At 60.3% G+C, this 13,847-nt stretch carries 11 protein-coding genes; 6 read left to right on the top strand and 5 right to left on the bottom strand.

The genetic code is table 11. The features are described 5' to 3' along the window. Together HK20_RS03750 and HK20_RS03745 are read left to right on the top strand one after the other, a co-directional pair. A complete protein-coding gene (locus HK20_RS03750) occupies positions 1-420 on the top strand; it encodes a YeeE/YedE family protein (protein WP_086645755.1) in 420 nt (139 codons plus the stop codon). Continuing rightward, positions 417-878, top strand: a complete 462-nt coding sequence (locus tag HK20_RS03745; protein ID WP_086645754.1) for a DUF6691 family protein — start codon at positions 417-419, stop codon at positions 876-878. Before HK20_RS03750 ends, HK20_RS03745 begins: the two co-directional genes overlap by 4 nt. 23 nt (positions 879-901) lie before the next feature. Here HK20_RS03745 and HK20_RS03740 read toward each other — a convergent pair whose 3' ends face one another. Next, on the bottom strand, positions 902-1,831 hold the full coding sequence (locus tag HK20_RS03740; RefSeq protein ID WP_086645753.1) for a LysR substrate-binding domain-containing protein: 930 nt from the start codon (positions 1,829-1,831) through the stop codon (positions 902-904). A gap of 119 nt (positions 1,832-1,950) precedes the next feature. Here HK20_RS03740 and betC point away from each other — a divergent pair, with 119 nt between their 5' ends. From betC to HK20_RS03720, 4 genes are all read left to right on the top strand, one after another. Beyond that, positions 1,951-3,489: a choline-sulfatase gene (gene betC / locus HK20_RS03735; protein ID WP_086645752.1), complete on the top strand. Its 1,539-nt coding sequence runs from the start codon at positions 1,951-1,953 to the stop codon at positions 3,487-3,489. A 7-nt stretch (positions 3,490-3,496) separates the two neighbouring features. Then, positions 3,497-5,908: a TonB-dependent receptor gene (locus tag HK20_RS03730; RefSeq protein ID WP_086645751.1), complete on the top strand. Its 2,412-nt coding sequence runs from the start codon at positions 3,497-3,499 to the stop codon at positions 5,906-5,908. After that, the gene (locus tag HK20_RS03725) at positions 5,908-7,128 is read left to right on the top strand and encodes an MFS transporter (protein ID WP_086645750.1); all 1,221 of its coding nucleotides are present in this window, start codon (positions 5,908-5,910) and stop codon (positions 7,126-7,128) included. Before HK20_RS03730 ends, HK20_RS03725 begins: the two co-directional genes overlap by 1 nt. A gap of 135 nt (positions 7,129-7,263) precedes the next feature. After that, the gene (locus HK20_RS03720; protein WP_086645749.1) at positions 7,264-8,541 is read left to right on the top strand and encodes an Hsp70 family protein; all 1,278 of its coding nucleotides are present in this window, start codon (positions 7,264-7,266) and stop codon (positions 8,539-8,541) included. 29 nt (positions 8,542-8,570) lie between these two features. Here the strand turns inward: HK20_RS03720 and HK20_RS03715 are convergent, their stop codons facing one another. The 4 genes from HK20_RS03715 to HK20_RS03700 all read right to left on the bottom strand — a co-directional run bounded on the left by HK20_RS03715 (position 8,571) and on the right by HK20_RS03700 (position 13,835). Then, positions 8,571-9,608, bottom strand: coding sequence for a low specificity L-threonine aldolase (locus HK20_RS03715; RefSeq protein ID WP_086645748.1), 1,038 nt, complete (start codon positions 9,606-9,608; stop codon positions 8,571-8,573). 120 nt (positions 9,609-9,728) lie between these two features. Beyond that, positions 9,729-11,081, bottom strand: a complete 1,353-nt coding sequence (locus tag HK20_RS03710; RefSeq protein WP_086645747.1) for an NCS2 family permease — start codon at positions 11,079-11,081, stop codon at positions 9,729-9,731. Positions 11,082-11,150: 69 nt separating this feature from the next. Next, positions 11,151-13,031, bottom strand: a complete 1,881-nt coding sequence (locus HK20_RS03705) for an adenine deaminase (protein ID WP_086645824.1) — start codon at positions 13,029-13,031, stop codon at positions 11,151-11,153. Positions 13,032-13,043: 12 nt separating this feature from the next. Then, complete coding sequence (locus HK20_RS03700; protein ID WP_086645746.1) at positions 13,044-13,835, bottom strand: TatD family hydrolase; 792 nt, start codon at positions 13,833-13,835, stop codon at positions 13,044-13,046. Between the last annotated feature and the right edge of the window lie 12 nt (positions 13,836-13,847).

Below are 13,847 nucleotides of genomic sequence, written 5' to 3'. Positions count from 1 at the left end.
ATGAGCGCAGCGTGGCTGGCAGCACTGGGCGGCGGCGTGCTTATTGGCACAGCCGCCGTATTGCTTATGGCCTTTGAAGGCCACATTCTGGGGGTAAGTGGCATACTGGGCAATGCCTTGCGCCACCCCACCCGCAACTGGCGCTGGGCCGTGCTGGCCGGTCTGGTTGCAACCGGCGTGCTGGCCCGTATGGCAGGTGCGGCCGTGCCAACACAATTTGCCCAGACTGGCTGGCTCCGCCTTGCTGTTTCGGGCGTGCTGATTGGCCTTGGCACCGCGCTGGCCAATGGTTGCACCAGCGGGCACGGTGTTTGCGGGCTGGGTAACAGGTCTGGCCGATCGCTGGTAGCGGTTGCCATTTTTATGGCGGTAGCCGTAGCCACGGTGTTTATATCCCGGCTGGAAGGGTGGGCGTTATGAACGTGGCTATCGCGTTTTTTTGCGGCCTGCTGTTTGGGGGCGGCCTGTGGCTTTCCGGCATGGCGGACCCTGCCAATGTTCTGGGTTTTCTGGATGTGGCGGGGCACTGGAACCCCATTCTGGCAGGCGTTCTGGGGGGCGCGGTTGGCGTAACCCTGCCCGGCTTCTGGCTGTTACGCCGTAAAGGGCGGGATGCCAGCGGACAGACACTCAACTGGCCGCGGCGCTGGCCACCCGATAAGGGACTGGTCGCAGGGTCCGTGCTGTTTGGTGTGGGTTGGGGGCTGAGTGGGGTTTGCCCCGGCCCGGCTCTGGTCCTGCTCGGGCTGGACGGCGCAAAGGCCGTACTGCTGATAACCTGCATTGCACTCGGCTGGCTGGTGGGAAAGCTGGGGTGGGAACGCCTTTACAGCCCCGCAGCGCCCGCAGGCACACACGGGCAAGGCACCCCCCCTTAACCCCACAGCCCATTTGGCCGCACTTATGCTGGAGCAAACGGGCTGGTTTGCGCCTGCTCCAGCAGCCAGAGCTTAAAGGCGGCGGCACGGTTCTGCTTATCGGGATTGATGGTTAAAAAATACCCTCTCTCGCTACAGATCGGCACAGGCCATGCCAGCACAATCTGCCCGCTTTGCAGATAGTCATCTATTAACGGCCGCCAGCCAAGGCCAATACCCTGCCCTTGCAAAATAGCCTGTAACAGCAAGGGGTAATTCCCAAACAGCATGGAATTTTTGGTGCGGGCCGCAGGCCGGGAAGACTGCCCTACAAGCCTGAACCAGTCCTCCCACGTAAACCAGTGCTGGGCCGGGCTATCCAGGTCCAACAGGCGGCCACGCGCCAGATCGGCGGTGGTGGACAGCGCACCCATTTGCGCCAGATAGCGGGGGCTGCATATGGGGTAGGCTTCCTCGGCGAACAAGCGGAGGCTCTCCCCCCCTGCGGCCTCGGGTTTTTTACCAAACAGGATGGAAATATCCGCCTGATCAGCCACGCCCCCCATCTGGCGGGCCTGTGTGGTTAGCAGGCACAGGTCCAGTTCGGGGTGTCGGCTCTCAAAATCCGCCAGACGGGGGAGCAGCCAGTTGGCGGCAAACCCGTAATCGGTCAGCACGGTCAGGCTTTTGGGCGTGTTGCGGGCATCTATGGTCTGCATGGCCGCCTGCAACCGGCTGAGCACATCTGCCGCCACAGCGTGCAGAACCTGCCCCGCATCACTGGGGGTAACCCCCCTATGAATCCGGCGGAACAGGGTCAGGCCCAGAACCCCCTCCAACTGGGCAATCTGCTGGCTTATGGCGGGCTGGGTCATGCCCAGCTCTGTTGCCGCGGCACTAAAGCTGCCGCGCCTGCCTATGGTTTCCAGAATCCGCAGGGAGCGGAGCAGATACTCGGTCTGGTTGGGGGTCATAACGCCAGCTTATACCACGGATAAGTATGAACATACATCACAAATAACATATTTTATGTGCTTATATAAAAACTAACGATCATCATAGTGTTGTTTTGTGGTTCGGGATAATTCACGTTATGAGCAAGCAGTCCGCAGCACCTCTGAACTTTCTTGTGGTTGTGGCCGACCAGCTTACGGCCTGCGTTTTGCCTGCGCTGCTGGGCGGGCAGGACCCCAGCGTTGTTAAGGTGCCCACGCTCAGCAGGCTGGCAAAAAACGGCACGGTTTTTGCCAATGCCTATACGGCCAGCCCCCTGTGCGGGCCTTCCCGCAGCGCATTCATGACCGGGCTGCTGCCCTCCGCCAATGGTGTGTATGACAATGGCTGCGAATGGCATTCCGACATTCCAACCTTTGGCCACCGCCTGCGCCTTGGCGGCTACCAGACCATTCTGGCGGGCAAGATGCACTTTGTCGGGGCGGACCAGCTCCACGGGTTTGAAGAGCGCCTGACAACGGACATTTACCCCGCCGACTTTACATGGGTGCCCGACTGGAGCGACCGCAATACCCGCCCGGACTGGTACCATTCCATGGATTCCGTGCTCAATGCCGGGCCTGTCCTGCGCAGCAACCAGCTTGATTTTGATGAAGAAGTTGCCTTTGCCACCCGGCGCAAACTGTACGATCTGGCCCGCACAAAAAACCAGCAGCGCCCCTTTTGCCTTGTGGCCTCCTTTACCCACCCGCACGACCCGTTCAACATTACCCCCAGATGGTGGGATCTTTACGAGAACACCCCCATCCCCCTCCCACGTGTGGCTGCGCCCGATCCTACGCACCCGGCCGAGCTGCGCATCCGCGAAGCCTGCGGCATTAACGTAGCCCCGCCAACGGAGGCAGACATCCTGCGCGCCCGCCGCGCCTATTTTGGGGCGATTTCCTACATAGATCACCAGCTCAAACAGTTGCTGGACACATTGGCCGAAACCGGGCTGGACAAGACAACCGCCATTGTTTTCACCAGTGATCATGGTGAAATGCTGGGCGAACACGGCCAGTGGTACAAAATGTCCTTCCGCGAGGGGGCAGGCCGCGTGCCGCTTATTATTGCCCTGCCAGAGCAGGCACAGGCCCACCGCATTACGCAGGCTGTAAGTCTGGCCGATGTGGGGGAAACCCTGTGCGCGCTGGCCAATGCCCCGGCGGCCCCCTCCATTCATGGTCGCGACCTGAGCCCCTGCCTTGAAGGCAAGCCTCTGGAAAAAGACGAGATTTTTGGGGAATATCTGGGCGAAGGCACCTTTGCGCCAACCGTCATGATCCGCCGTGGCCCGTGGAAGTTTGTCCACACCCCCGAAGACCCGGACCAGTTGTACAACATCCATCATGATGCGGACGAAACCCGTAATCTGGCTGCCCACCCCGAGCACGCCCAGACCGCCGCCGCATTTTTGCACGAAGCCTACCAACGCTGGAACTTTGCCGCCCTGCACCGCAACGTGCTGGCCAGCCAGCAGCGGCGCGCCCTGATCAAACAGGCACTGGCCACGGGGCACTGTACGCCATGGGACTACCAGCCCCCCGCAAACGCACACCGCCAATACATCAGAAATCACAAACCTCTGGAACAGCTCGAAGCCGAATCACGGCTGCCTTACCAGAGGAACGGATAGAACAGCCATGGTTCACACCCCTTTTACGCACCGGATCACCTTTGCTCTGGTGCTCTCCACCGGTACGGTTTACGCGGCCAGTGCGGCCCAGCAGAGCCTGCCCAGCGCACAGCAGCAGGCCAAGGCCAACGCACCCAAAACCGCCCCACACCCTACAGCCGCCAAACCCGCTGTGGCACAGGCTACCGCGCCGCAGAATACTGGCAAGCTGGAGGAAATAACGGTCCGCTCCAACAAGCGCGCGCAGCAGGCCAATACAACGCCCGCATCCATTGTGGCACTCAGTGGCAAAACCCTGCAAACAACCGGGGTGCGTGACGCACTCAGCCTTGCACGGGATGTACCCGGCCTTATGGCGGAAACCACATCCGGTTCAGCCAACCCGCGCTACCGCCTGCGCGGTATTGGCACCAACGATTTTTCGGCCAACATGACAACCGCCGTTGGTGTTTCCGAGGATGATGTGTTCCTCGATAGCGGGGCATCGCAGGGTGTGCCGATTTATGACCTGGACCACGTAGAGGTTTTCAGGGGGCCACAGGGCACCTTGCAGGGCAAGAACACCACGGCGGGCATGGTTTCCTACTATACCAAAAAACCCACCAATACACTGGATGGTTACGTACGTGGCACAGCAGGCAATTACGGCCTGTGGGGGGAAGAAGGTGCCTTGGGCGGGCCTATTATAAAAGACAAGCTGATGGCCCGCTTTGCCATAGTCAACCGGGATTACGACGGACAGTACTATAATGGCAGCCACAAGAACCCCACGGGAGGCTACCAGTATTACGATATGCGCGGGCAGATTCTGGCCAAGCCTGTCGATAATTTGTCTATTCTGGTTAAAATGCACCTTGGCCGCAACAAGACCAAGGTGCCCATAGACCATGTGGGCCTGCTGCCCGGTGGGGAGGATGCACAGGGTTATACCCAGACCTCCACCCGTAATATCCAGAACAACGGGCGCACGGATGCCACCACCCGGCGGGCGGGCCTATCGGTCAATGCCAAATATGATTTTGAAAACGGCTGGAGCCTTGCCAACATTTTTGCGCTGGAGTGGAACCACTTCAACGTTTTTTCGGATGATGATGCAAGCCCCGCCCCCGTGGATTATCAGGAAAACATAGGCGGCGTTGCACGGGTTCTGAGCAACGAGGTCCGGGTTGTTTCTCCCCAGAACAAAAAAATACGTTATGTGGGCGGCGTCTATTACATGCGCAACCTCACCCAGTCCTATAGCCAGCAGCCCCTGTACAGCCCCATAGACAGCAGCTTTGGCACAGGGGGCAATGCCTCCAGCTTTAACATCAGCACGCAGGATGCTGCCGTGTTCTCGGCCCTGTCCTTTGACCTGACCTCCCGCCTGACACTGGATATTGGCGGGCGCTTTACCTCGGAAACACGCAGCGCCAATGGGGAGGCATGGGCTTATAACACGGACCCTTCCAACCCCTACAACACCAGCAACCGTGCGCTCACCTACATCAACACAAGCACCAACACCTACCTCAACCCCAATACGGGGCAGGCCATGGTTGGCCCACCCCTGAGCAAGACGTTTAACAAGGACAGCGAGGACGCCAGCCTTAAATACCGCATAGCACCGGGCATTATTGCCTACCTGCGCTATGCCCGTGGCTTCAGGACCGGCAACTACAACACCTATGTAGCCACCACATCCGACTTCAGCCTGTACAACCCTGAAGAGCTGACGGATTACGAAGGCGGGGTAAAGGCACGGATCTGGGGCGGCAAGGCGCAGCTCAACCTTTCTGGCTTTCATTACGACTACAACAACATGCAGGTCACCATCCTGCAAAATACGGGAACCCACACGACCAATGCCGCACAGGCGGTATCGAACGGTTTTGAATTTGAAGGGCAGGTACGCCCCTTGCAAAACCTGTTTGGCTCCTTTGGCGTAACCTACCAGGACGCACATTACACCAACTTCAAAAACGCCAGTGCACCAACCCCGTTTAATGGTGGTAACCCGGTGGACCTGTCCGGCCAGCCGCTTGAACGCGCACCACACGTAACTGCCAACTTTTTGCTTAGCTATAAAATCCCTGTCTCCTTTGGGGATTTTACGGTGCAGACAGACTGGCGCTACACAAGCCGCTACCGTTTTCAGGCATGGTCGGACAGCCACGCCACAACCCCTGCCGCCTTTTTGGCATCCCCCCAGATGCAGGCTCTGGTGCGGCATGCTTTTTCGCAAAACCCGGTTATTACGGGCAATGTGCGCGTGGCATGGCACTCGGTGGATGAAAAAACGGAAGTGGCCTTCTGGCTCCATAACGTAACCAACCAGATGACCTACACCAACGCGTTTGGCGAATTTTTCAATCGCAATATCAGCCGCTATCCGGGCGACCTGCGCGCCTTCGGGTTTGAAGTCATGCGGGCGCTGTAATGGTCGGGGGGCTACGCAACCGGGCCGGGCTGCTGGTGCTGGCCGCGATCAGTGCGGCAGACTGCGCAGCCCATAGCATGAACTCGCTTGGCCCGTTTGCCGTGGGCGAGCTGGTCCGTGGCGGGCGGTTCAGCATCATGCAGGCCGGGTTATGGAGCTGTGTGGAAATGCTGGCCTATGCCGTGGCCATGACCACCATAGCCCCCCTGTCTGCCCGGTTAAAGCTGCGTCTGGTGGCCCTGCTGGCTGGCATTGGGCTGGTTGTCGCACAGGCAGGCTCCGCCTTTGCCGTGGGGGTGTGGCCCCTGCTGGCCCTGCGCGTGCTCTCCGGCGGCTGCCTTGGCGGGTTGAATGCGGTAGTCAATATCGGGGCCAGCCGGTTGGGCAAACCTGTGTTTGTGCTGGCCTTTGTTATGGTGGTGCAGACTGTTGTTTTTAGTCTGGCAAGCCTGCTGCTCCCCCATGCCAGTGCACTGGCGGGGCAGAAAGGTATTTTTCTGGCACTGGCAGGGCTTGTTGTTGTGCTGCTGCCACTCCTGTTTTTTCTGCCCGATACGGTTCTGCCCACCCCCGGCGCCAACCCGCAGGCCGGTTATGCCGCCCCGGCTCATGCGGCCCCTGTGTGGGCTTTGCTGGCCGTGCTGTTTTACACCGGGGGTAGTCTGGCGGTATGGCCTTTTACCCAGCGGATTGGCCTTTCTGTTGGGCTGGCACCCTCCTCTTTTGGGGTTTTGTCGGCTGTTGCCAATATTGCGGGGCTTGTGGTCTGCCTTGCTACGGTGCTGCAAAGCCGCAGGCACATAACCAGCCCCCTGCTTGTGCCCGCCCTTGTTCTGGCAGGCGGCGTTTGCGTGGTGCAGGCCTGCCCGCCCACGCCATGGCTGTTCTGCACCGCCTTTGTCCTGAATTATGCTGCGTGGTTCTTTGTGTACCCCAGCCTTGTCGGCCTGACCTGCCTTGTGGACCCCACGGGCAAGCTGGCCTCCCGCGCTGGAGGGGCGTGGATGTTCTCCCAGGCGGCAACAACGCTCTTTGCCAGCGCCACCCAAACACATGGGCTTTACCTGTGGACCGGCTTGTTCAGCCTTGCGCTGTGCCTTTGCGCGGCACTGGCCACCCTACGCGTAACCCGCCCCCATGCGGGCAGGCCCGGCATGCAGCAGGCCACCCAGCCCGCGTATTCCGCCTGTGGGCCAAACACGGGCACAGGCCCGGACTAAAGCCACAACCAGCCCCAGACGGCACACCATGTAAGGCATGCCCCATGCAGGCAGCCCAAAAGGCAGCATAGCCTGCCCGCCTGCGCATATAAGGCATGGACAAGCAGGGGGAGCGGGTTCTATTTTCCGCCGGTTATGACCTCCTTACCCGCCCCCACCCGCATCGGCATTGATTTTGGCACAACCAACAGTGTTATTGTCATTGCGCGCCCCGACCGCACGATCCAGACCATCCGCTTTGCCACGCCTGATGGTGAGCCTTCGGAAACCTGCCGCACACTGCTGGCCTTATGGCAGGACATGGAGGGCGGGCGGCGCGTGCAGCACCGCGCAGTTGGCGCGCATGCCATTGAAGCACATCTGGATGACCCGGCCGAGACGCGGCTGATCATGTCCATGAAATCCTATCTCGCACAGGCCAGCTTTCGCGAGACACAGGTTTTTGGCCAGCGCCTGTCGCTTGAAAGCCTGATTGCCACCTTTTTGCAGGAACTCATGGCCCTTGGTGGGCTTTCCCCCGCCCAGTGCCATGTTACGGTGGGCCGCCCCGTGCATTTTGTGGGGGATAATGCCGATGATGCTCTGGGGGAAACCCGGCTCCGCGCCGCCTTTGCCCAGGCAGGCTTTGCCGATGTTACGGTTATGATGGAGCCAGAGGCCGCGGGCTGGCGCTTCATGCAGCGGCTGGACCGGCCCGCAACGGTTCTGGTCGGGGATTTTGGTGGTGGCACAAGCGATTTTTCCGTCGTGCGTTTTGACCCCAAGGGCCAGACCGCAACGCAGCCACTGGGCCATGCAGGGGTTGGGCTTGCAGGGGACCAGTTTGATTTTCGGATCATAGACAACGTGGTGGCCCCCTACCTTGGGCGGGATTGCACCTTCCGCATCATGGGGGGGGAACCATTACCCGTACCGGTTGAATGGTACCATGCACTGGCGCGCTGGCACCGGCTCTCGCTCATGCGTACACCGCGTATTCTGAACGAAATCGAGGATGTGGCGCGCACCGCCACCGAGCCCAAGAAGCTGAAGAACCTGATCGAACTCGTGCGTGAACAGCGCGGGCAGGAACTCTACAACGCCGTATCGGCCACCAAGCGCGCGCTCTCCACCCACACATCGGCAGACCTGCACTTTACGCAGCCGGGGCTGGATATTCACACCACCATCCAGCGTGAGGATTTTGACCGCTGGATCGCACCCGACATTGCAAGGCTGGGCGCAGGCATAGATGCCGCCTTGCAGGAAGCAGCCCTCCCCCCCGAACAGATCGACCGCGTGTTCCTGACTGGTGGCACATCGTTTGTGCCTGCGGTGCGCGCCCTGTTTACCTCCCGCTTTGGGGCCGAAAAGGTGGAACTGGGCGGGGAGTTTGTCTCGGTCGCTGAAGGGCTGGCTCTGGCGGCAGCGTAAAAGCTGCCTGCCCTCCTGCCCTTTGGGGGTTAGGCCGCACTGGCGCAGGCTTTTATGTCTGCTGCCAGCCGGTCCACCTCCGCCATATCCGCATCCCATGCGAACATAAAGCGCGCCCCTCCGCCGATAAAAGTATAAAAGCGCCAGCCACAGGCCCGGAGCTGCTCCAGCACAGCAGGCTGTGCATGAATGAAAACACCATTGGCCTGCACCGGAAACATGAGCGAAACACCGGGCAGGCCCACCACCTGCTCGGCCAGCCTGCGTGCGCAGGTATTGGCATGCCGGGCGTTACGCAGCCATGCCCCGCTCTCGAGCATACCCACCCATGGAGCGGATAAAAACCGCATTTTGGAGGCCAGTTGCCCGGCCTGCTTGCAGCGGTAATCAAAACCATCGGCCAAGGCGCGCTCAAAAAACAGAACGGCCTCGCTGACGGCCATGCCATTTTTGGTGCCGCCAAAACACAGCACATCCACCCCGGCCCGCCATGTCATGTCTGCCGGTGTGCAGCCAAGGGCTGCGCACGCATTGGCAAAGCGTGAGCCATCCATATGCAGATACAGCCCGAGTTCACGGCATGTTTGTGCCAGTGTGCGAATTTCGGACAGGGAATACAGCTCCCCCGTCTCGGTCGGTTGCGTAATGGTTACGGCCCGTGGCTTGGGGTAATGAATATCGCTCCGGCAGGTGGATAACAGCCTGACATCCTGCTCGGTCAGCTTTGCACTTTCCGTCCGGGCGACAAGCAGCTTGGAACCGTTGGAAAAAAACTCGGGCGCTCCGCACTCATCCGTTTCCACATGCGCGTAGGAGGAACAGATCACGCTGTTATAAGACTGGCAGAGAGCCGCCAGCGCCAGTGAATTGGCCGCCGTGCCGTTAAAGACAAAAAAGACCTCGCACTCCTTTTCAAACAGGGCGCGAAAAGCGTCTGCCGCCCGGCTGGTCCATTCATCCTCCCCATAGGGGATCAACGAGCCAACATTGGCCTGCATCATGGCCTGCCATGCCTCGGGGCACATCCCGGCGTAGTTATCGCTTGTAAATTGCTGGCGCGTGTTCATCGCTCATCGTCTTTACCGCATTGTGGCAGGCACACAGCCTTAACCACTGTGGACAACAGGGGGCCACGCGCAGGCTGCGCACATGGCCTTTTACATCAATACGTCTGGCACAGGGGCGCGTTAGTTGACCGTGTAGGTCACCAGCACAAGGTAGATCACCAGCAGGACATTGGTCAGCAGGAAAACCGGTGTCAGCCGCCCCCAGCTCCGGGTAGCAACCGCCATGACCGTGTAGGCAAAGCACCCCGCGCAAATCCCGATCATGAGGTTGGCGGTTGTGACCGTCAGCAGCACGATCATGCCAGCAGAAACACTCTGGAGCGGGTCGGATATATCCAGCTCCGTCAGGCCTTCCATCATCAGAATCCCCACCATCACCAGTGCTGCGGTGGTGGCCTGTGGGGGAATACAGGCAATAAGGGGCCAGAAAAACGCACTCAGGCCAAACAGTATGGCTACGGTCAGGGTTGTCAGGCCCGTGCGCCCGCCTGCCTCCACCCCGGTTGCGGATTCAACATACGCCCCCACGGTCGGGCTCCCCAGACACGCCCCCACAATGGAGGCCAGCCCATCGGCCAGAAACGCACGCCGGGAGTTCATAAAATTGCCTTGCGCATCCATCATGCCCGCCCGCCGCGTGACCGCGATCATGGTCGCTGTGGCGGAGAAAAAGTCGGACAGGAAAAAATAAAGGGTCAGGGGCAGGACCAGAAAAAAGTTGTGGAAGAACTCGGTCGTATCAAACGCAAACAGGTACGCGCTGGGCGCATGGGGCAGGGCCACCGCCTGCGCAGGCAGAACGGTCATGACATGACCCGGAGAGGTCTGGATAAACAGCCCCGCCACCGTAACCGCCAGAATGGACAGCAGCATGGCCCCCCGCACACGGGCCGCCACCAGTGCCGCGATGAGCAAAAGCGAGAGAAAAACCACCATAACCGAGGGGGAGCGCAAATCCGCAAAGGCAACGCCCCCGCCTGGGTCCGTTACAATCAGCCCCCCGCTGCGCAGGCCCAGATAGGCAATAAACAGGCCAATACCGGCCTGTAACCCAATACGGATAGAGGCGGGAAAGCCCCGCACAATATGCTGGCGCACATTGCTGAGCGACAGGCAGGTAAACAGAATACCCCCCACCAGCACCATGGTAAGCGCCGTGCCGTAGGACAGGCCCATTTTAACCACAACAACCTGAGCAAAAACCACGTTGGACCCCATGCCCGGTGCCAGCGCAATGGGCAGGCGTGACAAAAACGCCATAAGCAGGGAGCCACACATGGCGGCCAGCACGGTTACGGTAATCATATCCGCCCGGTTGGCACCCGTTGCTGCCAGAATGGCCGGATTGACCGCAATAATATACCCCATGGCGCCAAAGGTTGTGAGCCCGGCCAGCACCTCCGTGCCCACGCTGGACTGGTGGCCCGCCACATTAAACCGGAAGAGCTTTTGCAAGGATAAAACGGCTCTCATAATCAACAGCACTCCAGTTTTATGCGACCAGTGGGCTGCTCCGCCACACCGGCGCGCTGCCCGTTGCCCCTACCAGACAATGGGATGTGTCTGCCCGGTCTGAACATTAACAAACCCTTCGGGCACGCTGGGGTTGGGGGCCACCAGCACCCACCGCCACGGCGAGCAGGTAAGCGTTGCAAAGCACAGCCGCTCGGGAAAACCCTCCGGCCAGTTTTTGGAATAGGTGGGCTCATGCATCCACTCTATTGTCCGGGCCTGTGCGTAAAGTTCCTGCATGTCCGCGTCCAGTGCTTCGGCCGGGCGGGCGGTCATTAGCCCACCAACCTCGTAGCGGACCGTGGCCAGCACGGTGTTGTCCCGCACCAGTGCCCAACCACCCTGCTGCCTGCGGATCTGGTTGACCACCTGCGCCATGGCGGCATCGGACGACCCGACGACCCATATATTATGCTGGTCATGCGCGACCGAGCAGCCCACAGCCGTATCGGGCGTGCTGGGGCCACAGCCGCGCCAGAACATACGCCCGACCCTGCCCTGCCCGGAATAGCGGTCCACAACCGCAAACTTGGTAATGCACTGGCTGGTATCACGCTGCACCTGCCCATCCTGCACAGGCAGGGTTTCCACCAGAAAATCATCCGCCCAGTGGAACGGGCGCAGCACGGCGGCCTGCATGGTCTGCCGCCCCGGATCAGCCGGAATGGCAAAATCCTCCGCAACAAGCTCCCGCGTGATGTTGATGGTCTGGCTCGCCCATGCGGGCCATGCAATAGCGGGCATGGGCGCAATATAACGCCCGTTCTGCGCCACGCACTGGCCATCTGCCCAGACCTCCGCAATGTCCAGTGCTGCCACATCGGACAGCAGCACAACATCAGCAAAACGGCCGGGGGCCAGACTGCCCACCCACGGGGTCAGGCGCATATGCCGCGCGGGGTTGATGGTCACACACTGAATGGCAATTTCTGGCGGCAGGCCAGCCTCCATGGCTCTGCGCACATTATAGTCTGTGGCTCCCATGCGCAATGTGTCGCTTGCGGAACGATCATCGGTGGTCAGCGCAATCTGGGAAAAATCCTCAAAGCCTGCATCCAGCATGCCCCGCACCAGTTCGGGAATAGCCCCATGCCGCAACGCCACAAAAATACCGGCCTGCAACTTGGCCTGTAGTTCGGCCATGTTCAGCACTTCGTGGTCAGAGGCCAGACCAGCCGCGGCAAAGGCGTTAATGGAACGTGTGTCATGCAGGCCCGCCCCGTGCCCTTCCACCACGCCACGGTGTTCATATGTTGCCTGAATCATGCCCCACAACCGCGCGTAGGAGGGGGATTCAGGGTTCCACACACTGGGCCAGTCCATAACCTCGTCCAGCCCGGGCACCATCAGGTTCCCGCCCATAAAGGCGCTCTGTTCATCATACCCATAATACCCGCCCCCGCCCTCATACGCAGTGGGGGGCACGGCCGAACCGGGGAGCGGGAATATTTTAAGCGGTACACCATGGCTGCGCGCCGTCATCCAGAACGACAGGTTATGTGCGCCATCCACGTTGGAAAACTCGTGGCTGGCCTCGCACGTCCATGTATTGCCGCGTGGCAGCACCAGAGCGGCCTCGTATTCGGGGGTCAGGTGCGAGCTTTCGATATGTTTGTGCACCTCGCCAAAGCCGGGCACGGCGGAAAGTTCCAGCCGCTCGACATGCGCTCGCGCTGTGCCGGTGTAGGTGCCCGCAGGGCCGGTCCAGGCAATGCGGCGGCGATACATAACAATATCCTGCTGCTCTACCCAGCGGCGCGTATGCACGTCCAGCAGGCGGCCCACACGCAGCACCAGATCGGCCGGGATCAGCCCCATGGCCACACGGGTCAGTTCCTGGCGGATACGCACTTCCTGGGCAGCACTGATAAACAGGTCATTCCCGGACATCATCTCCGATGCAGACTTCATCACCATGATCCATTATACCAAAGAAAAATCTGGAACTTTGCGAAAGATACGGAAGAAGTTTTCCGTTGTCTGCCGGGCCAGCTCCTCGGGGGTGACCTTGCGCAACCCGGCCAGAACCCTGAGCGTATGCACAAGGTAGGCGGGCTCGTTCCGCTGGTCCGCGTAGGGTTCGGGGGCCAGAGATGGCGCGTCTGTCTCGATCAGAATACGGTCTGCGGGCAGGCTGGCGGCAATAGCGCGCATGCCATCATTCCCCTCATGGGTGAGCAGGCCGGAGAAAGAGAGGTAATGCCCCATCTCCACATTGGCCCGCGCCAGAGCCGAGCCGCCTGAAAAACAGTGCATGACCACCGGAAAACGCCCTTTGGCATCCTCCTCACGCAAGACCTGCTCCATGGCTGCATCCTGCTTGACGGAATGGATGATCAGGGGCAGCTGCGTCTGCCGGGCGGCCTCTATATGGACCAGAAAATTGCGCATCTGCGCATCCCACGAGGCCGTGGTAAAAAACGTGTCCAGCCCCACCTCGCCTATGCCCACCACCTTGGGGTGGGCGGCGTGGGCAATAAGGTCCTGCACCTGCACGTCGGTTTCCCCATCCGCCCAGTGGGGGTGGGTGCCTACGGAGCAGAAGACATCGTCCATCTCCTCCGCTTTTTGCAGCACCTTTGCAAAATCATGCACACTGGTACCAATGCTGACAAACCGGCGGATACCCACCGCGCGCGCCCGCTGCATGACCGCGTCCAGATCCCCCGCAAGCTCGGAAAACTCAAGGTGGCAATGACTGTCAACCAGATGCATGCTGCGTCCTCC

Source organism: Acetobacter sp. DsW_54, from assembly GCF_002153575.1.
GTDB lineage: Bacteria > Pseudomonadota > Alphaproteobacteria > Acetobacterales > Acetobacteraceae > Acetobacter > Acetobacter fabarum.
The sequence above is the reverse complement of the archived record's forward strand: the minus strand, read 5'-3'. Positions and strand labels throughout refer to the sequence as shown.